The 26152-nt window shown below is 69.5% G+C and carries 16 protein-coding genes and 1 pseudogene; 9 read left to right on the plus strand and 8 right to left on the minus strand.

Annotated elements, in window-relative coordinates:
* The first annotated feature begins 112 nt into the window (after nucleotides 1–112).
* The 4 genes from glyQ to ACE3OK_RS05205 all read left to right on the plus strand — a co-directional run bounded on the left by glyQ (nucleotide 113) and on the right by ACE3OK_RS05205 (nucleotide 8836).
* Nucleotides 113–1012, plus strand: a complete 900-nt coding sequence (gene glyQ / locus ACE3OK_RS05190; RefSeq protein WP_374248487.1) for a glycine--tRNA ligase subunit alpha — start codon at nucleotides 113–115, stop codon at nucleotides 1010–1012.
* Nucleotides 1009–3072, plus strand: coding sequence for a glycine--tRNA ligase subunit beta (glyS, locus tag ACE3OK_RS05195; protein ID WP_374248488.1), 2064 nt, complete (start codon nucleotides 1009–1011; stop codon nucleotides 3070–3072). Before glyQ ends, glyS begins: the two co-directional genes overlap by 4 nt.
* 89 nt (nucleotides 3073–3161) lie before the next feature.
* Complete coding sequence (locus ACE3OK_RS05200) at nucleotides 3162–5012, plus strand: autotransporter assembly complex family protein (RefSeq protein WP_374248489.1); 1851 nt, start codon at nucleotides 3162–3164, stop codon at nucleotides 5010–5012.
* On the plus strand, nucleotides 5009–8836 hold the full coding sequence (locus ACE3OK_RS05205) for a translocation/assembly module TamB domain-containing protein (protein WP_374248490.1): 3828 nt from the start codon (nucleotides 5009–5011) through the stop codon (nucleotides 8834–8836). The genes ACE3OK_RS05200 and ACE3OK_RS05205 overlap by 4 nt, the downstream gene beginning before the upstream one ends.
* A gap of 24 nt (nucleotides 8837–8860) precedes the next feature.
* On the opposite strand, the gene ACE3OK_RS05210 is transcribed toward ACE3OK_RS05205, so the two are convergent.
* A complete protein-coding gene (locus ACE3OK_RS05210) occupies nucleotides 8861–10480 on the minus strand; it encodes a YadA-like family protein (protein ID WP_374248491.1) in 1620 nt (539 codons plus the stop codon).
* Between the two features lie 91 nt (nucleotides 10481–10571).
* Here ACE3OK_RS05210 and ACE3OK_RS05215 point away from each other — a divergent pair, with 91 nt between their 5' ends.
* On the plus strand, nucleotides 10572–11135 hold the full coding sequence (locus tag ACE3OK_RS05215) for an ECF-type sigma factor (RefSeq protein ID WP_374248492.1): 564 nt from the start codon (nucleotides 10572–10574) through the stop codon (nucleotides 11133–11135).
* Nucleotides 11132–14014, plus strand: coding sequence for a protein kinase (locus ACE3OK_RS05220; RefSeq protein WP_374248493.1), 2883 nt, complete (start codon nucleotides 11132–11134; stop codon nucleotides 14012–14014). Before ACE3OK_RS05215 ends, ACE3OK_RS05220 begins: the two co-directional genes overlap by 4 nt.
* 28 nt (nucleotides 14015–14042) lie before the next feature.
* Here ACE3OK_RS05220 and ACE3OK_RS05225 read toward each other — a convergent pair whose 3' ends face one another.
* Together ACE3OK_RS05225 and mnmG are read right to left on the minus strand one after the other, a co-directional pair.
* On the minus strand, nucleotides 14043–15332 hold the full coding sequence (locus tag ACE3OK_RS05225) for a sialidase family protein (protein ID WP_374248494.1): 1290 nt from the start codon (nucleotides 15330–15332) through the stop codon (nucleotides 14043–14045).
* 90 nt (nucleotides 15333–15422) lie between these two features.
* Nucleotides 15423–17312, minus strand: a complete 1890-nt coding sequence (gene mnmG, locus ACE3OK_RS05230; protein ID WP_374248495.1) for a tRNA uridine-5-carboxymethylaminomethyl(34) synthesis enzyme MnmG — start codon at nucleotides 17310–17312, stop codon at nucleotides 15423–15425.
* Nucleotides 17313–17808: 496 nt separating this feature from the next.
* On the opposite strand from mnmG, the gene ACE3OK_RS05235 reads away from it, so the two are divergent.
* Entirely contained in the window at nucleotides 17809–18777 is a 969-nt protein-coding gene (locus ACE3OK_RS05235; protein WP_374248496.1) for a pyridoxal-phosphate dependent enzyme, read from the plus strand.
* A 6-nt stretch (nucleotides 18778–18783) separates the two neighbouring features.
* Here the strand turns inward: ACE3OK_RS05235 and bioC are convergent, their stop codons facing one another.
* The gene (gene bioC, locus ACE3OK_RS05240) at nucleotides 18784–19689 is read right to left on the minus strand and encodes a malonyl-ACP O-methyltransferase BioC (protein ID WP_374248497.1); all 906 of its coding nucleotides are present in this window, start codon (nucleotides 19687–19689) and stop codon (nucleotides 18784–18786) included.
* Nucleotides 19686–20453, minus strand: a complete 768-nt coding sequence (bioH, locus tag ACE3OK_RS05245; protein ID WP_374248533.1) for a pimeloyl-ACP methyl ester esterase BioH — start codon at nucleotides 20451–20453, stop codon at nucleotides 19686–19688. The genes bioC and bioH overlap by 4 nt, the downstream gene beginning before the upstream one ends.
* Nucleotides 20454–20576: 123 nt before the next feature.
* Between bioH and ACE3OK_RS05250 the strand changes: the two genes are divergently transcribed.
* Nucleotides 20577–22049, plus strand: a complete 1473-nt coding sequence (locus ACE3OK_RS05250; protein ID WP_374248498.1) for an NAD-dependent succinate-semialdehyde dehydrogenase — start codon at nucleotides 20577–20579, stop codon at nucleotides 22047–22049.
* 20 nt (nucleotides 22050–22069) lie between these two features.
* Here ACE3OK_RS05250 and bioF read toward each other — a convergent pair whose 3' ends face one another.
* Complete coding sequence (bioF, locus tag ACE3OK_RS05255) at nucleotides 22070–23239, minus strand: 8-amino-7-oxononanoate synthase (protein WP_374248499.1); 1170 nt, start codon at nucleotides 23237–23239, stop codon at nucleotides 22070–22072.
* 199 nt (nucleotides 23240–23438) lie between these two features.
* Nucleotides 23439–24411 (minus strand): annotated as a pseudogene (bioB, locus tag ACE3OK_RS05260) (biotin synthase BioB); the annotation flags it as partial.
* Nucleotides 24412–24460: 49 nt separating this feature from the next.
* On the opposite strand from bioB, the gene ACE3OK_RS05265 reads away from it, so the two are divergent.
* Nucleotides 24461–25177: a ComF family protein gene (locus tag ACE3OK_RS05265; RefSeq protein WP_374248500.1), complete on the plus strand. Its 717-nt coding sequence runs from the start codon at nucleotides 24461–24463 to the stop codon at nucleotides 25175–25177.
* Nucleotides 25178–25180: 3 nt separating this feature from the next.
* Here ACE3OK_RS05265 and ubiA read toward each other — a convergent pair whose 3' ends face one another.
* Nucleotides 25181–26095, minus strand: a complete 915-nt coding sequence (gene ubiA, locus ACE3OK_RS05270; protein WP_374248501.1) for a 4-hydroxybenzoate octaprenyltransferase — start codon at nucleotides 26093–26095, stop codon at nucleotides 25181–25183.
* Nucleotides 26096–26152 lie beyond the last annotated feature (57 nt).

Genomic DNA, 26152 nt, shown 5'->3' on the forward strand with positions numbered 1-26152 from the left:
CAGTGTCGATGGCGGCGGCGGCCAACGCAAGCGCTGGCCCGGGCGGGTGCCTGCGGCAGGAAAGTCCGGGCACGCCTCTATACTAGCCGGCTCCCTGTCAGTCCGGGCCGCCATGACCGTCGCCATCACCTTCCAGCAGTTGATTTCCCGCCTCAACGCTTACTGGGCGGAGCAAGGGTGCGTGCTGATCCAGCCGCTGGACCTCGAAGTGGGCGCCGGTACCTTCCACCCCGCCACGTTCCTGCGCGCGCTCGGCCCGGAGCCGTGGAACGCCGCCTACGTGCAGCCTTCGCGCCGCCCCACCGACGGCCGCTACGGCGAGAACCCCAACCGCCTGCAGCGCTACTACCAGTTCCAGGTGGTGATGAAGCCCAGCCCCGACAACATCGTGGAGCTGTACTTCGACTCGCTGAAGGCGCTGGGCATCGACCCGCTGGTGCACGACCTGCGGCTGGTCGAGGACAACTGGGAATCGCCCACGCTCGGCGCCTGGGGCCTGGGCTGGGAAGTCTGGCTCAACGGCATGGAGGTGACCCAGTTCACCTACTTCCAGCAGGCCGGCGGGCTGGAGTGCCGCCCGGTGCTGGGCGAGATCACCTACGGGCTGGAACGCCTGTGCATGTACCTGCAGAACTGCGACAACGTCTATGACCTGGTGTGGACCTACGGGCCGGACGGCCAACCGGTCACCTACGGCGACGTCTACCACCAGAACGAGGTGGAGCAGAGCACCTACAACTTCGAACACGCCGACGTGGCCGAGATGTTCCACCGTTTCGATGCCTGCGAGGCGGAAGCGATGAAGCTGGTCGAAGCCGGCCTGCCGCTGCCCGCCTACGAGCAGGTCACCAAGGCCAGCCACAGCTTCAACCTGCTGGACGCGCGCCGCGCCATCTCCGTGACCGAACGCCAGCGCTACATCCTGCGCGTGCGCACGCTGGCGCAAGCGGTGGCCCGCCTGTACGAGGCCAAACGCCTGGACGCCGTTGCCGCCAAGGAGGCCCGCGCATGAACATGCAACCGCTGCTGATCGAACTCGGCACCGAAGAACTCCCGGTCAAGGCGTTGCCGGGGCTGGCGCAGGCCTTCTTCGACGGCGTCATCGCCGCGCTGGACAAGCGCGGCGTCGCCATCGAGCGCGGCGCTGCCAAGCCGCTGTATTCGCCGCGCCGGCTCGCAGTGCTGCTGCCGGGCGTGGCGATCGAACAACCCGAACAGAAGTCGGAAATCCTCGGCCCTTATCTCAACATCGCGCTGGACGCCAACGGCGCGCCCACCAAGGCGCTGGAAGGCTTCGCCGCCAAGGCCGGGGTTGAATGGATGGCGCTGGAAAAAACCACCGACGCCAAGGGCGAGCGTTTCGTGCACCGCGCCACCAAGCCCGGCGCACGCACCTTCGACCTGCTGCAAGGCGTGCTGGACGAGGCGCTGGCCGGCATGCCGATCCCCAAGCCGATGCGCTGGGGCGCGCACGCCTACGGGTTCGCCCGTCCGCTGCACTGGCTGGTGGCGCTGCTGGGCGACGACATCGTGGATGTCAGCGCGCTGGGCATCCGCGCCGACCGCATGAGTCGCGGGCACCGCTTCCACCATCAGGGGCCGGTGTGGATCAACCGGCCACAGGAGTATGTGGATGCGCTGCGCGGCGCATATGTGCTGGTGGATGCCGATGAACGCCGCGCCCGCGTGGTTGCCGAGGTCCAGGCTGCCGCCGGTGGCAACGCACGCATCACCGAGGACAACCTGGAGCAGGTGAACTGCCTCAACGAATGGCCGGTGGCGGTGGCCTGCGCGTTCGACCGCGAGTTCCTGGCGGTGCCGCAGGAAGCGCTGGTCGAAACCATGGAAGCCAACCAGAAATTCTTCCCGGTGCTGGATGCCGGCGGCAAACTCACCGAGAAATTCATCGGTATTGCCAATATCGCTTCGAAGGACGCCGGCGAGATCCGCAAGGGCTACGAGCGGGTGATCCGCCCGCGCTTCAGCGACGCCAAGTTCTTCTTCGACGAGGACCTGAAGCAGGGCCTCGCATCGATGGGTGAGGGCCTTGCGAGCGTGACCTACCAGGCCAAGCTGGGCAGCGTGGCCGACAAGGTGGCGCGCGTCGCGGCGCTGGCCGAGACCATCGCCGCGCAGGTCGGCACCGACCCGGCGCTGGCCAAGCGCGCCGCGCAGCTGGCGAAGAACGATCTGCAAAGCCGCATGGTCAACGAGTTCCCGGAACTGCAGGGCATCGCCGGTCGCTACTACGCGCAGTGCGCGGGTGAAAACGATGACGTGGCACTCGCCATCGACGAGGCCTACCGCCCGCGCTTCGCCGCCGACGACATCGCGGCATCCCCGCTGGGCAAGGTGCTGGCGATCGCCGAACGGCTGGACACCCTGGCCGGTGGTTTCGCCGCGGGCCTGAAGCCCACCGGCAACAAGGACCCCTTCGCCCTGCGCCGCAATGCGCTGGGGCTGGCGCGGACGATCATCGAGAGCGGGTTCGATCTTGACCTGAAGGCGCTGCTTGCCAAGGCGAACCAAGCGCTGGCTGCGAAGAACGTGCAGGCCGATGCCGGCGAACTCTACGACTTCATCCTCGACCGCCTGCGCGGCTACTACGCCGACCGCGATGTGCCGGCCGCGCATTTCAACGCCGTCGCCGAACTGAAGCCGGCTTCGCTGCACGACTTCGGTCGCCGCCTCGACGCCATCGGCAGCTTCGCGCAATTGCCCGAGGCTGCGGCGCTGGCCGCCGCCAACAAGCGCATCGGCAACATCCTGAAAAAGGCCGACATCGCCATCCCGGCGCTGGAGGACGCGGCGCTGCTGCGCGAACCCGCCGAGCTGGCGCTGGCCGAAGCAGTGGAGGCCGCCCATGCCGAGACCGGCCACGCGCTGGCACAGGGCGATTACGTCAGCGTGCTGACCCGGCTGGCGGCGCTGCGTGCGCCGGTGGACGCTTTCTTCGACGCGGTGATGGTCAACGCCGACGACCCCGCCATCCGCGCCAACCGCCTCGCCCTGTTGCAGCGGCTGGCCCACCGGCTGGGCAGCGTGGCGGCCATCGAGCATCTGTCGGTCTGACCGGCGCGGGCACGGGACGCCCCGCGCCCGTGCCGCGTCCCGCACGCGGGTTTAATCCCGCGTTGGCCGCGCGCCGGTATCCTGCGGCGATGCCTGCCCACCGCCTGCGCCTGCCCCTGCTGCTCGCCTGTTTCGCCTGCGCTGCGCCCGCGTGGGCGATCAAGGTGGACAAGGTGGAGATCGTCGGCCTGCAGGACGACGCGATGCAGGCCAACGTGCGCAGCGCGTTGTCGCTGCAGAATGCCGTGGGCCAGGACGTGCGTGCACGGCGGCTGGACTATCTGTTGCAGGTGGCGGCGGACGAAACGCGGCAGGCGCTGGAGCCGTTCGGCTATTACACGCCCACCATCGTCATCACCCGCAGCGACCGCCCGGACGCCGCCGCGAACGCGGATGCCGAAACCGATGCGGAGAGCGATGCGGACCCTGCGGGGGCGGCCACCGGCGGCGCGGTGACGGTGATCTTGCGCATCACCCCGGGCGTGCCGGTGCGCGTGCGCGGCTTCGATGTCGGCGTGGACGGACCGGGCGCGCAAGACCCCGGGGTGGGCAACGCGCTGGCGTTGTTCCAGCCGCGCGGCGGTGACGTTCTCGACCATTCGCGCTACGAGGCCGGCAAGGCGCGCATCGCGATGGCGCTGGTGGAGCACGGCTATTTCGATGCGCAGGCGTTGCGCCACCAGGTCGAGGTGACGCGCGCGGAGCACGCCGCCGACATCGCCCTGCGCTGGGACAGCGGGCTGCGCTACCAGTTCGGTGCGGCGCGGTTCAGCCAGACGCCGCAGCCCGTCCTGCGCGAGCGGCTGCTGCGCAAGCTGGTGCCATGGCGGGCCGGCGATGCCTACGACGAAGCCGCACTGGAACGGCTGCGGCAATCCTTGCAGGCGCTGGATTATTTCGCCGTGGTCGACGTGCAGGCCGTCCCCGGCGATGCCCATGACCGGCAGGCACCGGTGGACATCGTGCTGACGCCCGCCAAGCGCAGCATCTACAGCGTCGGGGCCAGTTACGCCACGCTGGACGGTGCCGGCGTCAGCCTGTCCGCCGAGCGTCGCTACCTCAATGCGCGCGGGCACAAGGCACTGGCACAGCTGGATTGGGCGCAGCAGCGCAAGACCGTCACCCTGCAATACCGCATGCCCGCCTTCGCGTGGCGCGATGGCTGGTACACCGCCAGCCTGCAAGCGGCGGACGAGCAGACCGCCTATGTCAACAGCCGGCGGCTGGAACTGGTGGCCAGCCGCAACGGCCAGTACAACGAACACCTGAACCTGTCGGCTTCGCTGCACGTGCTGCGCGAACGCTGGGCCTACGCCACGCTGAACCGCCCAGTGCCAAGCTTCCAGCTGGCCAGCTTCACCTATCCGGAACTGCGTGCCGAATACCTTGCCACCGACGAACGCATGGCGCCGCGCCACGGCCTGGGCGGCGCGCTGACGGTGCGCGGCGGCAGCGGGGGTGCCGACGGTCGTGCCACCTTCACCCAGTTGCACGCCCGCGTGCAGTGGTTCCATGGCCTCGACGCCGACAGCCGGGTGATCGCCCGCGGCGAGCTGGGCCACACCTTCACCCGCGACGTGCTGGACCTGCCGCCCAGCCTGCGTTTCTATGCCGGTGGCGACCGCAGCGTGCGCGGTTACGGGTGGCACGAGATCGGCCCGCGCATCGCCACCGCCGGCGGTGCCTATGACACCGGCGCCCGCAACCTGCTGGCCGCCAGCCTGGAAGTCGAGCGCTACTTCCGCGGCCCGTGGGGCGCGGCGGTGTTCGTGGACACCGGCAGCGCGTTCGAGGGCCGCACGCCGGACCTGCACACCGGCGTCGGCATCGGCCTGCGCTGGCGCTCGCCGGTGGGGCCGGTACGCATCGACATCGCGCACGGCTTGCAGTCGCCGGATTCACCGATCACCTTGCACCTCAACATCGGCGCCGACCTGTGAACGGGGCGTGGCGCTGGCGGAACATCCTGTGGCGCGCGGGCATCGCCGCCGTGCTGGCCGGCGTGGCGACGCTGGCGCTGGCCTGCTGGCTGGTGGCCACGCCGGGCGGTCGCGATGTCCTGCTGGGACAGATCGCGGCGCGCCTGCCCGCCGGCACGGTACTGACGTGGGCGCGGGCCGAGGGGCCGCTGGCGGGGCCGCTGGTGCTGCACGGCGTGCATGTCTCCATGCCGCGCCAACGCGACCCGGACTGCGTGCCGACCGCGCAGGCCCGCTGCGCGATGGGCACCCTCGGCTTCGACGCGCGCACGCTGGTACTGGACCCGGCGCTGCTTCCGCTGCTGGCCGGCACCCTGCATCTGGACGCGCTGGACGTGCGCGACGCGACGCTGGTCTTGCCGCGCAGCGACACCCCGTTCGAACTGCCGACTTGGCCGGACGTGCTGCCGGCCATCGAGCCACCGCTGCACCTGCGCGCCGACGCCATCCGCATCGACGGCCTGCGCGTATTGCAGGAAGGCCAGCCGCGCATCGCCATCCAGCGCGCGCGCGGCGGGCTGGATGCGCGCAGCGGTCGCCTGCACGTGGAGCGGCTAGCGGTGGACAGCGACCGCGGCCGCTTCACCCTGCACGGCGACTACGCGCCGGGCGACCACTACCGCAGCGACTTGCTCGCCACTGCGGTGCTGCCGGCGCCGCCCGGACAGGCCGCACCGCGGCTGGGGCTGGTGGCGCGCGGCGATCTGTCGCGGATGGTGGTGGCACTGGCCGGACATGCGCCGGCGCCGCTGCGTGCCACCCTGACCCTGCAAGGCAGCGCCGACGCCCCGCGCTGGCAATTGCAAGCGCGCAGCGCGGCGCTGGATATCGCGCTGCTGGATGGCGGCGGCGTGGCCGGCCTGCCGCTGCGCTTCACGCTGGCGGCCAGTGGCAACGGCGGCGCTGCGCGCGTGCAGGGCACGCTGCAACGCGGCGATTTCAGCCTGTCGGTGCTGCCTTCCTCGCTGCGCCTGCAAGAGCAGCGCCTGCAACTGCAACCGCTGGTGGTGGCCACGCTGGGCGGACGCATCGTTGCCAACGGCGTGGCCGACCTGCGCGATCCGGCCAACACCGCGCTGAAGCTGGCGCTGCACGCGCGCGGGCTGCGCTGGCAGGACGCCGCCGGCAACGCCGCGGTGCTGGCCGATGCCGACCTTGGCGTCGCCGGCACACTGGAACGCTGGGCGCTGCAGGGGCAGGCGCGGTTGGCGCGCGGCGACGAGCGCGCCACTGTCGACATGCGCGGCAGCGGCGATCGCGACGGCATGCGCTTCGACACCTTGCGCGCGGCGATGCCGCAGGGCCGGCTGGACGCCAGCGGCACGCTGGCGTGGTCGCCGGCGCTGCAATGGCAGGCGCAGGCCCGGCTGGCCGGCTTCGACCCCGGCTACTTCGCACCGGACTGGCCGGGTGCGCTTGACGGCGCGCTGCGCAGCCACGGCACGCTGCGCGACGGCAAGGGCCTGCTGGCCCATGTCGAAGCGCGCGAACTGGGCGGCACGCTGCGCGGGCGCGCGCTGTCCGGGCATGGCAACGTCGATATCGACGGCACGGCCTATGCCGGCGACATCGCGCTGGCGCTGGGTGGCAGCCGCATCGCCGCCAAGGGCCGCATCGCCGCCATCCTCGACGTGGACGCGACGTTCGCGCCGCTGCGCCTCGACGACCTGCTACCCAGCGGCAAAGGCGTGCTGCGCGGCACGCTGGAACTGCGCGGCGCACACGATGCGCCGGACGTGGTGGTGGATCTGGCCGGCAGTGATCTGGTCTTCGGCGACTACCGCGCCACGCGCCTGCAGGCCAAAGGCACGCTGCCGTGGCGGCAGGGCGACGGCACGCTGCAGGTCGATGCCGAGGGCGTGCAAGCCGGCGTGCCGCTGACCCGCCTGCATGCTTCGCTGCGCGGTGCGGTGGAGCGGCTGCGTTTCGACGTGGACGCCGGCAACGGCAGCGCCGCGCTGGCGCTGGCCGGCAGCGCACGCAAGCAGGGCGCACGCTGGCAGGGCAGCCTGGCAAGCGCCGTGCTCACCCCCGCTGTGGCGGCGAAGTGGACGCTGCAACAGCCGGCCAACTGGTCGTGGGATGGCCGCAACGGTGCGCTGACTTCCAGCTGCCTGCAATCCGCGCTGGGTGGCACGTTGTGCGCCAGCGCCGACTGGCCGCGCCGCGGCGTGGACCTGCGCGGCACCGACCTGCCGCTGGCGCTGGCGTCGGAGTGGCTGCCGAAGCGCGAGGACGGCCGGCCGTGGGTGTTCGACGGCACACTGGGCCTCGTCGCCCAGCTGCGCCCGCAGGGCGGTGCCTGGCGTGCCGACGCCAGCATCACCTCCGCCAGCGGCGGCCTGCGCAATGGCCCGCGCGCGCGCCGCGACCTGCTTGGCTACCGCGAACTGCAACTGGAGGCGCGCTTCGGCCCGCAGCGCATCGACGCCACCTTGGCCACCGCGCTGGCGCAGGGCGGCCGCATCGACGCCCACATCGCCACCGGCTGGGACGGCTACGCGCCGCTGGCAGGCACGTTGAAAGCCAACCTGCGCGAACTCGGCTGGCTGGAACTGTTCTCGCCCGACATCGTGCAGCCCACCGGCACGCTGGACATCGACCTGCGTGTGGCCGGCACGCGCGCCCAGCCCCACCTCGGCGGCACGGGCAGCCTGCAAGGTTTTTCCACCGAATTGCCGGCACTGGGCATCGCCGTGCAACAGGGGGGCGCGCAGTTGCAGGCCCTGCCCGATGGCAGCGCGCGCATCCGCGGCAGCCTGCGCACCGTCAACGGCAAGGCCACCGACAGTGCTGCGGGCGTGTTGCAGATCGACGGCAGCCTGGGTTGGCGGGACGCCACCACCCCGCTGCAACTCACCCTGCGCGGCACCGACGTGCTGCTGGCCGATACCCGGCAATTGCGGTTGCTGGCCTCGCCGGACCTGCACGTGGGCTACCGCGCCGGCACGCCCCTGCAGGTGCGCGGCGCGGTCGTCGTGGCGGAAGCCGACCTCCATCTGGAAAAGCTCGAACTGGGTGTTTCGCCGTCCTCCGACGTGGTGGTGCGCGACCCGGATACGCCCGGCCAGGGGCCGGGGCTGCCCACCGACATCGAGATCGCCCTCACCGCCGGCGCGCGCGTACGCATCGACGGCTATGGCCTGAATGGCAGCCTCGCCGGCCAACTGCGCGTGCGCCAGCCGCCCGGCGGCGCGGCCCGCGCCACCGGCACGCTGGAAGTGGGGGGCCGCTATCGCGCCTACGGGCAGGACCTGCGCATCACCCAAGGCACGCTGCGCTGGTCGAACACCGCGATCGGCGACCCGCAACTGGCGATTCGCGCGCAACGCGACATCGGCGACATCGTCGCCGGTGTGGCCGTGGACGGGCGTGCCACCGCGCCGCGCGCCAGCGTGTGGTCGAATCCGCCGATGAGCGAATCGGAAGCCCTGGCCTACCTCACCCTCGGGCGTCCGCTGCCCAGCCTGTCCCGCCGCGAAGCCGAACAGGTCAACCTTGCCAGAACCACCCTCAATGCCAGCGCCGGGTTGCTGGCCTCGGCGCTGGGCAAGCGCATCGGGCTGGACGATGCCGGTGTCAGCCAATCCCGCGCGCTGGGGGGTGAGGTGCTGGGCATCGGCAAGTACCTCTCGCCGCGCCTGTACGTGAGCTACGGCGTGTCGCTGCTCGGCACCGGCCAGGTGGTCACTTTCAAGTATCTGCTGCGCAAGGGGTTCGACCTGCAAATCGAATCCGGAACCCTGCAAAACCGTGCCTCGGTGAACTGGCGCACCGAGCGTTGAAATCGTCCTTTCCGGTTGCCGGGCTTACAGGTCGAAGCCGAACCCGGCACCGGCAGAGGATTCCCCGCTGGCAAAGCTTGCTCCCAGTGAGAACGAGCCGTGCTCTCCCATGCGCTTGCCATAGCCAATCGACACCGCGCCCTGCCCACCTTGCGTACCCACGCCAATGGCGATCCGCCCGTGCGGGCTGCTGGCCATTGCCGCGTTGACCGCCATCTGGGTCATGGCCGTACCCATCGCGCCAATGCGGTCGATGCGGCGATCCGTCTGCTGGAAGCGACGATCCACGTGCTGCTGGTATTGACTGAATGTGTCGGTCCATGCCGCGAATTTGTTGTCGACATAGGTTTTCGAAGTGGCCAGCGTCTGCGCCGCAGTGGTATCCGCATAGGCTTTTGAGGTTGTCAGCGTGGACGCGTCGCCGGCATCGGCATACTGCCGGGCGGATGCCAGCGTGGTGGCATCACCGGCATCCACATAAGCCGTGTCGGTGACGCCATCGGCCCCCGCCGGCCCTTGTGGTCCCGCCGGTCCTTGTGGCCCCGCTGGCCCTGCCGGACCTTGCGGCCCCGGCGTGCCGACGCTGCCAGCCAGCGCGGTAAGTTGCGTGTCCACTGCCGCGAATGCCGAGGCGACGTCGGAATACTGCATGCCCTGGATGGTGAATGTCGGCGCGGTGAACACGCCGCTGGCGAAATCTGCGCCACCGCCGAACCAGCCGGTGTAGACCCGCAGTTGGCGCACGTTGACCGCATCGAAGTCTTCGCGGCCGTCGGCCAGGTGGATGATCTGGTGCTCGCCACCCAGCTTGCCGACGGCAACGGCGAAGTCCCGGTCCGCGACCGCCTGATAGCCAAGCGCGGTACTGCCGATGTTCAGTGCCTGAGATTCGAAGCCAAACGCAGAGGACATCTCACCGGCCGCCTGGTTGCGGTAGCCGAATGCGCTGGTGCCGAATTGGGTGGTGTAATTGCCGTAGCCGATGGCACTGGACGCCATCCCGCTGGCGATATCGAAGATGCCGATCGCGGTGCTGCTGGTGTTGTCGGCCGTGCTTTGCAGGCCCATCGCCACGCTGTAATCCACTCGCGCGTAGGCCGCGTTGCCCACCGCCACCGAAGCCAGGCCCTCGGCCCTCGTGGTTTCCTCCAAATTGACGAATCCATCGCCGTTGCTGTCGGACCACCCGCCCGCTGCAAACGACCCGCTGCCCTGTGCCTGGGTCATGAAGCCGAACGCACTGGAATACAGGCCGCTGGCCTTGTTGTAGAAACCGAAGGCGGAAGACCAGTCTTTGCTGGCGACATTCAAGACACCGAATGCACTACTGAACCGACCACCGGCCAAGTTGTTCGAGCCGAAGGCATTGCTTTGCTCATTGAAGGCCTTGTTGCCGAAGCCGAACGCGCTGCTGGCGGGCGCGGAAGCAGTGTTGTCGGAACCATATGCCGATGCCTGCACGGCACAGGTGGCATTGTTGCTGCCGTGCTCGCTGCCCTGGTTGGTGGGTGCGGCCGGCAGCGGGTTGCCGTTGATATCCAGGCAGGGCGGATCGGCGGCGAAGGCCGGGGCGGCGGTTGCCGCCAACAGGGCCAAGCTCAGGACAGGCAGCGCCGGATGCCGGCGGCGAACGATGGTGGACATGTGGTTTCCCAGGTCAAGGCCGGTCGGAATGCCGGCGTGACTGTCCTATGCGAAACTTCGCCGACAAACCGGACATGTGTGGGGAAGACACTTGCCATCGGCTGCCCAATCATCCGAAGTCACCGTGCTGCTGGCGCGCGTGCGCGCCGGTGACAGCACTGCGCTGGGCAGTGCCTATGCCGCCGTCTACGACGAACTCAAGCGCGCCGCGCGCGCGCAGTTGCGGCGCATGCGTGACGCCTTCCAGACCACCGCGCTGGTGCACGAGGCCTACTTGAAGCTGGCCGGCGGTGCGCAGCTTGCCGCGGTGGATCGCAACCACCTGCTGGCACTGTCGGCGCGCGCGATGCGCCAGGTGCTGGTGGACGATGCGCGCGCACGCAAGGCGGACAAGCGCGGCGGCGGTCAGGATGCCATGACCCTGACGGCCGCGCTGGGCAGCGGCGATGCCGCCGTGGTGGAAGTGCTGGCGCTGGATGAACTGCTGGCCAGCCTGCACAAGCTCGATGAGCGTGCCGCACAGATCGTCGAATTGCGCTACTTCGGTGGTTACGACGAAGCGGAAATCGGCGACATGCTCGGCATCAGCGAGCGCACCGTGCGCCGCGACTGGCGCAAGGCGCGTGCCTTCCTGCTGATGGAGCTGGCGACGTGAGTCGCGATCCGATGGCGCGGCGGCAGCGTGCATTGGCGATCTTCGATGCGGTCGCCGACATGGTTCCGGCCGCGCGCGACGCGGCGGTGGCGAACGAATGCGCGGGCGACCCCGAATTGCTGGCGCACGTGCAGGCCCTGCTGGCCGCCGATGCGGCCACCACGCAACCTTTTCATGGTGGCGCTGCAGCCTGGGGTTGGGCGTTGCAGGCACCCGCAACGGCCGATCCACCACCGGCTGCCGGTCGCCAGATCGGGCCCTGGCGCATCACCGGCATCATCGGCCACGGCGGGATGGGGGCTGTCCATGCCGTGGAACGCAGCGATGGTGCCTACGTGCAGCGGGCCGCGCTGAAGCTGATCCGTGCCAGTGCCGATTCCCCCGCGGCGCGCGAGCGCTTCCTGCGGGAGCGCCAGATCCTGGCCGGCCTGCAGCACCCGAACATCGCGCGCCTGCTGGATGGCGGCTTCAGCAGCGATGGTGAGCCCTACTTCGTGATGGAACGCATCGACGGTGCGTCGATCGACCGCTGGTGCGACACGCATGCGCTGAACCTGCGCCAGCGCGTGCTGCTGTTCCTGCAGGTGCTCGATGCCGTGCGTTACCTGCACCGCAATCTGGTCGTCCATCGCGACATCAAGCCATCCAATCTGCTGGTGGATACCGAAGGGCGCGTGAAACTGCTGGATTTCGGCATCGCCAAACAGCTGGCGGAGGTGGATGCGACCGCCAGCCGCGATCGCGCCTTGACTTTTGAATACGCCTCCCCGGAGCAGCTGCACGACGCCCCTATCACCACGGCCACCGACATCTGGCAATTGGGGATCGTGTTGCACCGGTTGCTTTCGGGTACGCATCCGTTCGGCCTGACCCGCGACACGCCGGTGGCCCGGCAGCTGCAGCAACTCGAACGCGAGCCGGCATCGCTTCCGGTTGCTGCGGCCCAGGCGGATGCGCAACAGGCCGCGAATCGTGGTGGCTTGACCCCGCGCGCGCTTGCGCGCGCGCTGGAGGGCAACCTCGCTCACGTCGTGCAGGCCTGTCTGCGCCGTGACCCCGATGCACGCTATGCATCTGCCGAAGCACTGGCCAACGACCTCCGAGCGTGGCTGGACAACCGCCCCATCGACGCCATGCGGCTGGGGCGTGGGGCGCGCCTGCGGCTGTGGCTGCGTCGCAACCGCACGCTCGCTGCGGCGGTCGCCGCCGTTGGCCTGGCCTTGCTTGCGGGCATCGGGGTTGCAGCCTGGCAGGCCAGCGAGGCGCGTGCGCAGGCCCGCGTTGCCGCGCGCGAAAGCGCCAGCGCCCGTGCGGCACTGGCCTTCCTCACTGACACCCTGGCCGCCGCTGCCCCAGGCCAGGCGATGAGTACCGATGTGAGCGTACGCCAGTTGCTGGACAAGGCCCGCGCGCAATTGGACAGGAACCAGCTGCAGCCACGTACGCGCGCTTCGATCCAGCGCCTGCTTGGCCACCTGTATGGTGCGCTGGGCGAAACGACCCTCGCTGCGGGCCTGTTCGAAACCGGGCTGCGCGGCGTCACGCCCGCCAATCGCGACGATGCGCTTGCGCTGGCGAAGGATCTGGACGGCTACGCAGGCGTGCTGGCAACCCTGGAGCGAGGCAAGCAAAGCCTGGCCACGGCGCAACGTGCGATGGCACTACGGCGACAGTTTGCAGGCGACGATATCTACCAGCGGTTCCTCGGGGAACGACAATTGGCCGTGGCCTATACCAGCCTGGCCGACTGCAAGCAGGGCGACACGCAGTGGAAGCGGGTGCTGGCTGCAACCGCCACTCTGCCGCACGCGCAGACGGCGGAATCGGCGCAGGCCGCAGTGATGTATTCGCGCATGTTGTTCAACTGCGGTGAATATGCACGCGGTTTTCAGGTGGCCGGTGCCGGCATCCTCGCGGGCGATCGCACCGGATTGCCCGCGCTCGCTCCGGCGCGCGCCGACCTGCTGTGGATGCACGTGGCGAACGGCTATGCCATCGGAAAGATCACCGCAGTCGAGGCAAAGGCACGCCTGCATGACGCCATCACCATCCATGAAAAGGCGATCGGGCGCAGCGGGGTGCAGCTGGGTGAGTACTATTCGACCCTCGGCACCGTGTTGCAGACGTCGGGCCAGTTGGGCGAGGCGCTGCAGGCGCACGAGAAATCCGCGGCTTTGTCGCGCGCGGCTGGTGCACGTCCCATCGACCAGGCCATCACCCAATACAACATCGGCTATCTCTACCGCGATTACGGGGATTACCCGCGTGCGCTTGCCGCGCACGAACGCAGTCTGGCGATTCTCGATCAGGCGGGCATCGACCCCGACCACATCGAGCGCCGGCGTTCCGAAAAATGGTATGCGCTGGCGTTGCTCTACGCGGGACAGCCGGAACGGGCGCGCAGCACATTGCTGCGCCTGCAACAGCGTGCACGCATGCTCGATGGCGAGAATTCGGTGGAATATTTCGACACCGTCTGGAACCTGCTGCGTGTGGCGTGGATGATGCGGGACACCGCCCACGGCATCCCGTTGCTGGCGGAGGCGCGTGCGCGCGCCGTGCGATTCGTGCCGGTTACGCACCCGATCTTCATCGAGTTCCAGCGCGCCGAGGCCAGCTTCCTGTGGGTGCAGGGCGACAAAGCGGGCAGCCTGCGTGCCCGTCGCGATGTGCTGGCGCGCACGCAAGCAAACGGCATGGCGCTGGATATCGCGGTTGCGCGCGCGGAGCTGGCGCAGGCCCTCGATCGCGACGGCCAGACCAAGTCAGCCCGAGACTTGCTGGCTCAGGCATTGCCGGAGCTGCGCAAGCAACTGCTGCCGCAACATGTCAATCGCAGCCAATTCGAGGTGCTGGCGCGCAAGCTTGGGCTTGCGTAACGCGCCGTCGCGCGTGGCACTGAAACCCTCAACGCGTGACTTGCGCACCCTTCAGATGCGGGGTGCCACCCGTCACGTCGGTCCAGACCAGCCAGGCGCTGCCATGGCTGGCCACCAGCCGCGGATAGCCACTGGCCATGCCGCGCGTCGCCAGCGTGGCCACGGTGAAGGTCTGCAGGCGGCGCGACAGATCCGGCGCATAGCGCGCCAGTTCGAGCACCTGCCCCTTGCCCTGTTCCCGCAGCCATGCCACCCAGACCTGCTGTGCGTCGAGTGCCACCGCCACCCTGCCGGCCACTGCCGGGCCGCTGGCCACCACCACCGGCGTGGCGAAGCGGGCACCGCCGTCCAGGCTGCGCGCCAGCTGCACCAGCGGTTGGTCATGGGCGGCGCTGTACCACGCCACCACGGCGGTGGTGCCGCTGGCCGCCAATGCCGGGCCGGCCAGCGGGCAGGCATGCACCTGCCAGCCATCGACGTGTACCGGTTGCGGCGTACTCCAGCCGGTCTGCGCCAGGCGTGCCACCACGATGTCACGCACATCGTCGGCATCGCGGCCGCGCCATGCCAGCAGCGGCCCGCTGGCGGTCATCGCCACGGCGGTCTGGCAGCAATCGCAGGTGCGTGCGGCCACCACGGCATCGGTGCCGCGCTCCATGTCCAGGGTGAAACGGTTGGCACGCAACTGCATCGCGCCGCCGGCAGGGTGCTCCGCGTCGCTGGCGTGTTCGGCAGACGCGCCCGCGCCCCCATGTTCGCCACCCTGCGCGCGCCCATCCAGCCAGGCGATGCCCGCCGCGTCGGCTGTGGCCGGCCACAGCGCGGCGAAGCCGTGCTCGGCCGGCGTGTCATCCTCGTTGACGCGGGTGATCTGCGCCCAGGTCATGCCGCCATCGCGGGAACGGGCCAGCATCGTGTCGTAACCGGAGGGGGCGTCCGGCCGGGTTTGCAGCCACTGCACCCACAGCGCACCGTCCGGTGTGGCCAGCAGGTGCGGGGTATCGGCGGCATTGGCGATCAGCGAGTTGCCCACGGCAATCGTGCGCGGTTGGCTTTGCCAGCCCGCATCCACGCTGTAACTGGCGAACTGCAAGGCGTTGCGGCGGCCCTCGCGGCGATTGATCCAGCCCAGCAGCAGGCGGCCATCGGGGGTCTGTGACAGATCCGGTGCCAGCGATCCCGCCTCCGCCGGCAAGGCCCATGGCTGCACGGCGTAGTGGCCGGTGCCGGGTTTGGTGGAGGTGGTGTCGCGCTGGCAGGCAGCCAGCAGCGGCAGCGTGCAGGCGAGGGCGAAGACGAGGGCTGTGCGTGTGTTCATGGGCGCAGGATACGCCTGCACTCGCGGGGGAGGCGTTGTCTTCTTCCCGCCCATTCCCGCCCAACCCTCCCCTTGAGGGGAGGGCTTGCGTCACGCCGCGCGTTCGCGCCTTGCCCGTTCCAGGTGCACCAGCAGCAGCGAGATCGCCGCCGGGGTCACGCCGGGGATGCGCTGCGCCTGGCCCACGGTCTGCGGGCGCACGCGCTGGAGCTTCTGCAGCACCTCGGCGGACAGCCCGCGCACGCCGGCGTAGTCGAATGCTTCGGGGATCGCGGTGGCCTCGTGGCGGCGCTGGCGGGCGATCTCTTCGCGTTGGCGCTCCAGGTAGCCGGCGTACTTGGTTTCGATCTCCACCTGCTCGGCCACCTTCGCATCGACCACGCTCGGGCCAAGCTCCGGCACCCGCATCAGCGCGGCGTAGTCCAGCTCGGGGCGGCGCAGCAAATCCAGCACGTTGTTCTCGCGGCTCACCTCGATGCCGAGATGGCGCGCAATGGCCGCGCCCAGCGCGTTGTTGGGTGCCGCCCACAGCCCACCCAGCCGTGCGGTTTCGGCGGCAATGGCTGCATGTTTGCGCGAATGTTTTTCCCAGCGCGCGTCATCCACCAGCCCGAGTTCGCGCCCCAGCGGCGTCAGCCGCGCATCGGCATTGTCCTCGCGCAATTGCAGCCGGTATTCGGCGCGCGAGGTGAACATGCGGTACGGCTCGGACGTGCCGTGGGTGATCAGGTCATCGACCAGCACGCCCAGGTAGGCCTGGTCGCGGCGCAGGGTCCACGCGTCCTGCTGGCGCACGAAGCGCGCGGCGTTGGCGCCGGCCAGCAGGCCTTGCGCGGCGGCTTCTTCATAGCCGGTGGTGCCGTTGATTTGTCCGGCGAAGAACAGCCCCGCCACCGCCTTGGTTTCCAGCGTGGCCTTCAGCCCGCGCGGGTCGAAGAAGTCGTATTCGATGGCGTAGCCGGGGCGGGTGATGTGCGCCTGCTCGAAGCCACGAATGCTGCGCACCAGCGCCAGCTGCACGTCGAACGGCAGCGAGGTGGAGATCCCGTTCGGGTAGATCTCGTTGACGCCCAGTCCCTCGGGCTCGACGAAGATCTGGTGGCTGGCCTTCTCGGCGAAGCGCACCACCTTGTCCTCGATCGACGGGCAGTAGCGCGGGCCGATGCCTTCGATCTGGCCGCTGTACAGCGGCGAGCGGTGCAGCGCGTCGCGGATGAGCTGGTGGGTGCGCTCGCTGGTCTGGGTGATCCAGCAGCTGACCTGCGGCGGATGGTCGGCGGTGCTGCCCAGGAACGACATCACCGGGCGCGGGTCATCGCCGGGCTGCTCGGCCATCACCGAATAGTCGAGCGTGCGGCCGTCGATGCGCGGCGGGGTGCCGGTCTTCAGGCGGTCGACCACGAAGCGGCCTTCGCGCAACTTGTGCGCCAGCGCGGTGGACGGCGGATCGCCCATGCGGCCGGCGGCGTACTGGGTCTCGCCGATGTGGATCTTGCCGGCGAGGAAGGTGCCGGCGGTCAGCACCACGGCCGGCGCATGGAAGCGCAGGCCGGTGTTGGTGATCGCGCCGCGCACGGCCTCCTGCTCGATGACGAGGTCGTCCACCGCCGCCTGGAACACGGTGAGCCTGTCCTGCGTTTCCACCGCGCGGCGGATGAAGGTCCGGTACAGCGCGCGGTCGGCCTGGCAGCGGGTGGCGCGCACGGCCGGGCCCTTGCTGGCATTGAGCACGCGCCACTGGATGCCGGCGGCGTCCGCGGCGCGCGCCATGATCCCGCCCAGCGCGTCGATCTCCTTCACCAGGTGGCCCTTGCCGATGCCGCCGATGGCCGGGTTGCAGCTCATCGCGCCCACCGTCTCGATGCTGTGGGTCAGCAGCAGCGTGCGCACGCCGGCGCGCGCGGCGGCCAGCGCGGCTTCGGTGCCGGCGTGCCCGCCGCCGATGACGATGACGTCGAAGCTGTAGTAGGAATGGCTCACGGAAAACTCCTGCCTGCACCGCAAGAATTATCCCAGCATCCGGCGTGGCAGGCCGAAGCCGAGGATGTCGTCACTTTGGCACGCGGGTTGCTTTGCTGGTGCCAGCACTCGATGTGGCACGCCGCAGGGCGATGGTCGGACTGAACAGGGGCCGATTTTGCGCAGATCGAGGACGCTACGAGGGCCGGGTGTCGGGGGACATCCGGCCCTCATTTTTTGTTGATCTGGCGCGGTTTCCCGACCCGGTGGCCGGATCGAAGGGAAACGAAGTGCCGGTGCCCGCAGGACGACGGAACAGGGGGGATCCGGAAAGTCCCGCCAGGCACCGGCGCGCATAGAGTAACGCGAACCGGCGTGAAGTGACGCGCGCGGTCAGTCATTCGACAATCCGCGATTCAGCCTGCGGACTGGATCACGTTTTTTCGGAAAACCGTGCCGGTTGCGGGCCCCGCGCCGGCATCAAAGGCGGGGCCCGTGCATGCGCTAGCATGCGGCCATGAGCCCTCCTGCCGCACAGTCCCCGGTGTTCGCGGATCTGCAAGACGCCGCTGCCCGCATCGCCCCGTTTGCCCACGTCACGCCGGTGCTGCGCTCCCGCGCGCTGGACGGCGAGGCCGGTGCCGCGCTGCATTTCAAGGCCGAGCACCTGCAACGCGGCGGTGCCTTCAAGTTCCGTGGCGCCTGCAATGCGGTCTTTTCACTGCCCGACGCGGATGCCGCGCGCGGGGTGGTCACGCATTCGTCCGGCAACCATGGCGCGGCGCTGGCACTGGCCGCGCAGCTGCGCGGGATTCCCTGCCATGTGGTGGTGCCGGACGGCGCGGTGCGCGCGAAGCTGGCGGCGATCGAACACTACGGCGCGATCCTGCATCGCTGCGCACCGACGATTGCCGCGCGCGAAGCAGCCTGCGTGCAGGTGCACGCCGACACCGGCGGCACCGTGGTGCATCCCTACACCGATCCGCGGGTGATCGCGGGCCAGGGCACCGCCGCGCTGGAGCTGTTGGCCGCGCAGCCCGATCTCGATGCGCTGGTGGTGCCGTTGGGCGGTGGTGGGCTGGCCTCCGGCAGTGCGCTGGCGATGCAGGCGCTGGCGCCGCAATGCCGGTTGTACCTGGCCGAACCGGAAGGTGCCGCCGACGGCGCGCGTTCGTTCGCGCGTGGCGCGCTCGATCTCGATGTTGTCCCCGACACCATCTGCGACGGGTTGCGCGGCGCCCTGGGTGCGATCAATTTCGACATCCTGCGCGCCGCGGATGCACGCGTGCTGACGGTGGACGACGCCCGCACCGTGGCCGCGTTGCGGTTGCTGTGGTCGCGCACCAAGCAGTTGATCGAGCCGTCCTCGGCCACGGTGCTGGCGGCGGTGCTGGGCAACCCGGCGCTGTTCCGCGGGCGCAAGGTCGGGCTGGTGCTGTCGGGCGGCAACGTGGATCTGCGCGCACTGGCGACGCTGCTGGAGTGACGGCCGCTACCGGCGGCGGATCGGGATGCTGGCGACCGGCACCGACACCAGGTCGGCACCGCCTTCGCGAATCGGCGCACCCGGCTCCGGTGCCCACGCCATCGCGCTGATGACTTCCCAGGTGGCCGGCAAGCCGGCGCCGGTTCGGTGGGTTTCGTAGGCGCGTTCGGCCACGGCGAAACGGCCGCGGCCGGTCAGGGTGCTGCGCCGCGCTGCCAGCGCATTGGTGGCACCCAGGTCGCGCAGTTCGCGCATCAGGTCGGCCATCGCCGGGTAGTGCGTCACTTCCTCGTCGCGGTCCACCACCGGCTGGAAGAAGCCGGCGTTGACGAGGGCATCGCCCACGCCGGCGGTATCCACGAACGCGCTGACATGTGGCGCGGCATCGGCCTGCGCGAATGCGCCGCGCAGCTCCCACAGGGTTTCCGGCCCGAAGGTGGAAAACAGCAGCAGGCCCTGCGGCTTGAGCGCGCGACGGAAACCGTTGAGCACGCCCTCCAGGTCTTCCACCCATTGCAGGCACAGGTTGGAGAAGATCACGTCCAGCGTGCCTTCCGCCAGCGGCAGCCGGCGGGCATCGGCGCACAGCGGGCGTGGTGCCTGCACGAACGGGTTCCAGGTCTTCGCTGCGCGGCGCGCGTGTTGCAGCATCGGCAGGGCCAGGTCCACGGACAGGATCTCCGCTTTCGGCCAACGCTTCTGCAGGAAGCGGCTGGCGCTGCCGGTGCCGCAGCCCAGGTCCAGGATGCGCTGCGGCGGCTTGCGCTCCAGTGCCGGATCGTCCAGGTATTCCAGTGACTCCAGCAGCCGCGCCTCGGCCAGCTTTTGCAACTGCGCGGCGGCGTCGTAGGTCTGTACCGAACGCGAGAACGCGCGGCGTACTTGCTTTGCATCGAACAGCACCGCGCTCATGCCGCGTGCTCCTGAAGGAAGTGCAACAGCGCCTGCGCCACCGTGCCGGCATGGGTCAGGAAGGGTGCGTGGCCGGCGTGCTCGATCTGCACGAACCGCGCGTTCGGCGCCAGCGCGGCGGACGCCTGCATCGCCGCCGGGTTCACCAGGCGGTCGCGGCGGCCCGCCAGCCACACACTGGGCATCGCCAGCGTGGGCAATGCGGCGCGCAGGTCACCCTGCTCCAGCACCTGCAAGCCTTCCGCCAGCACCCGTTGCGAGGGTGCGTCGCGCGCCAGCACGGCATCACGCAGCAGCTTCAATTCCTCGCGCATGTGGTCGGACCCGAACGCCTCCAGCGCGATGAAACGCTCGATGGTGGCGTGCCAATCGCTGCGCAGGCCGGCTTCGAAGCCGGTGAACACCTCGCGCGCCATGCCGTGCGGCCAGTCGTCGGCCACCACGAATTTCGGCGTCGCGCACACCAACGCCAGCGCGGGAATGCGTTGCGGTGCCAGCAACGCGGCCTGCTGCGCCACCAGCCCGCCCAGCGACCAGCCGCACCACGGCGCATCCGGCACCGCGTCCAAGATGGCGCGTGCGCACGCCTGCGGTTGCAGCGATGTCGCGCAGCCGCGGCTGTGGCCGTGGCCCGGCAGATCCACCACATGCAGCGTGTGGCGGGTGCGCAAGGCATCGACCAGCGGTGCGAAGATGCCGCCATGCATGGCCCAGCCGTGCAGCAACACCAGCGGCGGGCCGTGGCCCGTGATTTCGACGTGCAGCGTGTTCATTGCATCCAGCGAAGAGGCGTCAGGTCAGGCGCGACGCGTGGGGAACGCGCATTATCGCGCGAAATGGACGCGCCCTTGCTTAAGCTTGGCCCACCGCAACACGCAGGATCGCCGATGCATTCCACGTCTTCCTTGTCGCTCACGGACCCCGGCCTGCTGCGCCAGCACGCCTTCATCGCAGGCAGCTGGCGCGCTGCCGATGGCGGCGGCCGCTGCGAAGTGCGCAACCCCGCCAGCGGCGCGCTGCTGGGCACGGTGCCGGACATGGGCGCGGATGAAACCCGCCAGGCGATCGACGCCGCGCAGGCCGCCTTCCCGGCGTGGGCGGGAAAGACCGCGAAGGCGCGCGCGCAGGTGCTGCAGCGCATGCACGCACTGATGCTGGAACATCAGGACGACCTCGCCGCATTGCTGACCGCCGAACAAGGCAAGCCGCTGGCGGAAGCGCAAGGCGAGATCGCGTATTCGGCGAGCTTCCTCGAATGGTTCGGCGAGGAAGCCAAGCGGATGTACGGCGACACCATCCCCGGCCACGCGGGCGACAAGCGCATCCTCACCCTGCGCCAGCCGGTCGGCGTGGTGGCCGCGATCACGCCATGGAATTTCCCCTCGGCGATGCTGGGTCGCAAGATCGGCCCGGCGCTGGCGGCGGGCTGCACCGTGGTCTGCAAGCCGGCGGTCCAGACCCCGTTCTCGGCGCTGGCACTGGGCGTGATCGCCGAGCGCGCCGGCTTGCCGCCGGGGGTGCTCAACATCGTCACCGGCGATGACGCCGCCGCCATCGGCATCGAGATGACCGGCAACCCGAAGGTGCGCAAGCTCAGCTTCACCGGCTCCACCGCGGTCGGCACGCAGCTGATGGCGCAATGTGCACCGGGCCTCAAGCGACTGTCGCTGGAACTGGGCGGCAATGCACCGTTCATCGTGTTCGACGACGCCGACCTCGATGCGGCGGTGGCCGGTGCGATCGCCGGCAAATACCGCAACACCGGGCAGACCTGCGTCTGCGCCAACCGCCTGCTCGTGCAGGACGATGTGTACGCGACGTTCGCCGAGAAACTCGTGGCGGCCGTCGCGGCATTGCGCGTCGGCGATGGTCTGCGGGGCACGACCGACCAGGGCCCGCTGATCGACGCCAAGGCGCTGGCGAAAGTGGAAGCGCACGTCGCCGACGCCGTGGCCCACGGCGCGCGCATCGCCATCGGCGGCGCGCGGCACGCGCTGGGCGGGACCTTCTTCCAGCCCACGGTCCTGCTGGAGGCCAACGCCGACATGCGGCTGGCCCGCGAAGAAACCTTCGGCCCGGTCGCGGCGCTGTTCCGTTTCCGCACGGAAGCGGAGGCCATCGCGCTGGCCAATGCCACCGAGTCCGGGTTGGCGGGCTATTTCTACACCCGCGACCTGGCACGCGGCTGGCGCGTCTCCGAAGCACTGGAATGCGGCATGGTCGGCATCAATACGGGGTTGATGTCCACCGAGGTGGCACCGTTCGGCGGCATCAAGCAGTCCGGATTCGGGCGGGAAGGCTCGAAGTACGGCCTGCACGACTACACCGAACTGAAATACGTTTGCATGGGCGGTGTGTAGGCATCAAGGCGACGGTGCGTTCATGCGGGTATCCGCTGGCGCGCCAACGCCTCCAGCAAGCCCGCGATGTGCTGCGGGGTGTGCAGCGCACTCAGGGTGATGCGCAGGCGCGCGCTGCCTTCCGGCACGGTGGGTGGGCGGATCGCGGCAACCCAGTGGCCTTGGGCTTCCAGCGCGCGCGAGCGTGCCAATGCCGCGCCATCGTCGCCAACCAGCAGCGGCTGGATGGCGGTGGTGGACGGCAGCAGTGGCAAGCCCAGGCGCAGCGCGCCTTCGCGGAATTGCGCGATGTTCTCCTGCAGGCGTTGCCGCAGCGCGGTGCCTTCCGCGCTGGCCACGATGGCAATGGCCGCCTGCGTCGCCGCCGCCTGCGCGGGCAGCATCGCGGTGGTGTAGATGCCGCCGCGCGCGGTTTGCAGCAGGTGCTCGATCACATCGGCATCCCCCGCTACCGCCGCACCCACGCTGCCCAGCGCCTTGCCGAAAGTGATCAACCGCAACGGCACGTCGGCCGCGCCAAGGTCCGCGGCGGAGGTGCTGCCGCGCCCGGCCTCGCCCAGCACGCCGGCGGCATGCGCCTCGTCGACATACAGCAGGGCATCGTGCTGGCGTGCCGCCGTGGCCAGTGCGCGCAGTGGGGCCACGTCGCCATCCATCGAAAACACGCCGTCGGTGGCCAGCAACGCGGCGCCGGTGCCAACCGTGGCCAGTTGCCGCGCCGCGCCCTCCACATCGAGGTGCGGGTAGCGTTTGAGTGCGCAGCCGGACAGGCGCGCGCCGTCGATCAGGCTGGCATGGTTGAGCTTGTCCTGCACGCAGACGTCGCCCGTGTCCAGCAGCGCTTGCAGCACGGCGAGATTGGCCACGTAGCCACTGCCGAACAACAGTGCGCGCGGCAGTTGCTGCCATTCGGCCAATGCGTGTTCCAGCGCGGCATGTTCGGCCGTCTGCCCGCAGACCAGGTGCGAGGCGATGCCGCCACTGCTGGTGGCCGTGTGCAGCGCGGCCAGCAGTGCGGGATGTTGCGACAGGCCCAGATAATCGTTGCTGCAGAAGTTCAGCAGCCAGCGGCCATCGACTTCGCAATGCACGCCCGCGCGATGGGTGACGATGCGGCGCACGCGGGTGCGCTGTGCCGCATCGCGCTGCGTGCCGCGTTCACTGCAGCGCCGTGTCAGCAGCCGCTGCATCCGCAACCGCAACCGTCTTCCGGCGCGCGCGACGTGCTGCCGCCGCAGCAACCGCTGGCCGGTGCTTCGCTGGACGCACCGACGATGGTCAGGCTGGCCACGCCGCCGCTGCACGCGCATCCGCCGCCGCAGCCGCCTTCGCCACCGACGATGGTCAGGCCGGGAATGGCATCCAGTTGGGATTTCACTTCTTCGATGGGCATGGGGCGCAATCCGAGACGTTCGAAGAGGGCATTATCGCGCAACGTGTCGGGGTTGCCGGTGGTCAGCAGTTTTTCACCGTAGAAGATGGAATTGGCGCCGGCGCAAAAACACAATGCCTGCAATTCGTCGCTCATCTCGGCGCGGCCGGCCGACAGCCGCACCATCGAGCGCGGCATCAGGATGCGTGCAGCGGCAATGGTGCGCACGAATTCGAACGGGTCCAGTTCCACCGTGCCGGCCAGCGGCGTGCCTTCCACCTGCACCAGCCGGTTGATCGGCACCGAGTCCGGATGCGCCGGCAGATTGGCCAGCGTCATCAGCAACCCGGCGCGCTGGCGGCGCGATTCGCCCATGCCGACAATGCCGCCGCAGCAGGTTTTCAGGCCGGCATCGCGCACGTGCGCGAGGGTATCGAAGCGGTCCTGCATGTCGCGGGTGTGGATGATGTCGCCGTAGAGTTCCGGGTCGGTATCCAGGTTGTGGTTGTAGTAGTCCAGCCCCGCGTCTTTCAGCGCGCCGGCCTGTTCGCCGCTGAGCATGCCCAGGGTGGCGCAAGTCTCCAGCCCCAGCGCCTTCACCTCGCGGATCATCGCCGCCACCTTGGGGATGTCGCGGTCCTTCGGGCTGCGCCAGGCCGCGCCCATGCAGAACCGCGAGGCGCCGGCGGCCTTGGCCTGTCGCGCTTTCGCCAGCACCTCGTCCAGTTCCATCAACTTGGTGGCCGCCACCCCCGTGTGGTAGCGCGCTGCCTGCGGGCAGTAGGCGCAGTCCTCCGGGCAGCCGCCGGTCTTCACCGACAGCAAGGTGGACACCTGCACCTCGCCGGGATCGAAATGCAGCCGGTGCGCACTGCCGGCGCGATGCAGCAGCTCGGGCAGCGGCAGTGCCAGCAGTGCCTCGACTTCGGCGCGCGACCAGTCATGGCGGATCGGGAAGGCCTCGACGGGCAAAGGGCGGACGGCAGACATGGGGGTTTTCCGACTGACAGGTACAGGGCAGGCGCGCAGTCTGGGACGCATGAACCTCATCGTCAACCAAATAACATTTCCAAAAGTTGACGCGGCACCGCTGTGCTGGCTGCTGCCGCCGCGCTGCCTGGTCTGCGATGCGCCGGGCCTGCCCGGGCGCGACCTGTGCGCCGGCTGCCACGCCGCGCTGCCGCGCCAACGGCATGCCTGCCCGCGCTGCGCGTTGCCGCTGCCGCACGTGGCCCTGTGCGGTGCCTGCCTGCGCCAGCCGCCACCACTGGATGCCGTACACGCGGCCTTCGATTACGCATTCCCGCTGAATCGGCTGCTGCCCCGGTTGAAATTCCACCGGGATTTCGCCGCCGGACGGGTACTGGTGCAGGCCATGGCCGAGCACTTCGCGGCCCTGCCGCCGCCACCGCTGTTGATTCCCTTGCCGCTGCATCGCAGCCGCTTGCGCCGGCGCGGCTACGACCAGGCGCTGGAGCTGGCCCGACCGCTGGCGCGTGCATTGAGCCTGCCGCTGGGCTGCGACGTACTGGAACGCTGCAAACCCACCCGCGCGCAATCCACGCTGGATGCCGATGCCCGGCAACGCAACCTGCGCGGGGCCTTCCGGGTTCTGCCCGGGGCCAGCGTGCCGGCGCAGGTGGTGTTGTTCGATGACGTGATGACCACCGGCGCCACCCTGCATGCGGCGGCCGGGGTGCTGCGTGCGGCCGGTGCGCAGCGGGTGGAGGCGTGGGTGTGCGCGCGCGTGGCGTGACCGTCAGGCGGCTGCGACCTTCGCCCGCAGGGCGGCATCCAGTGCGATGCCGACGAACACCGCCAGCCCCACCCAGTTGTTGTGCAGGAAGGCGCGGAAACAGTCCTCGCGCCGGCGCGTGCGGGCCCGCCCGAACTCCCACGCCACCAGCACCAGCGCCACGCCCAAGCCGCCCCAATACCACGGCCCCAGTGCGGCTTCGCGGCCCACCAGCGCCAGTGCGGCGAAGGTGCAGGCATACAGTACGCCCTGCGCCACCAGATCCATGTCGCCGAACAGGATCGCGGTGGATTTGGCGCCCATGCGGATGTCGTCGTCGCGGTCCACCATCGCGTACCAAGTGTCGTACGCCGTGGCCCAGAAGATGTTGGCCACGTACAGCAACCAGCCCAACTTCGGTACCGTCCCGGTGAGCGCCGCGAAAGCCATCGGGATGCCCCAGCCGAACGCCATGCCCAGATATACCTGCGGCAGGTACGTGTGACGCTTCAGGTAGGGGTAGGTGGTGGCCAGGAACACGCCCACCACGCTCATCCAGATGGCCATCCGGTTCAGGGTCAGCACCAGCGCGAACGCTACCAGCATCAAGACCGCGAACACCACCAGCGCCTCGCGCCCGGAGACCGCGCCGGTGGCCAGCGGCCGCTGCCGGGTGCGTTCCACGCTGCCATCCAGCCAGCGGTCGGCATAGTCGTTGATCACGCAACCGGCCGAACGGGTCAACCACACCCCCAGCGTGAAGACCAGCAGCGGCCACCACGCCGGCAAGCCCTTTGCCGCCAGCCACAGGCCCCACCATGTCGGCCACAGCAGCAGCATCCAGCCAATCGGGCGGTCACCCCGCACCAACGCCCAATACAGGCGCAACCGCACGCGCCATTCCGGCACGGGCAAGGGATCATCGAGTTCGGAAGCCATCTTCCAAGCCTACCAGTGGGACAGCCGCCTGCAATCATGCGAGAATGCCCGACCGCG

Origin of the sequence: Thermomonas sp., from assembly GCF_041905325.1 — a bacterium.
Lineage (GTDB): Bacteria > Pseudomonadota > Gammaproteobacteria > Xanthomonadales > Xanthomonadaceae > Thermomonas.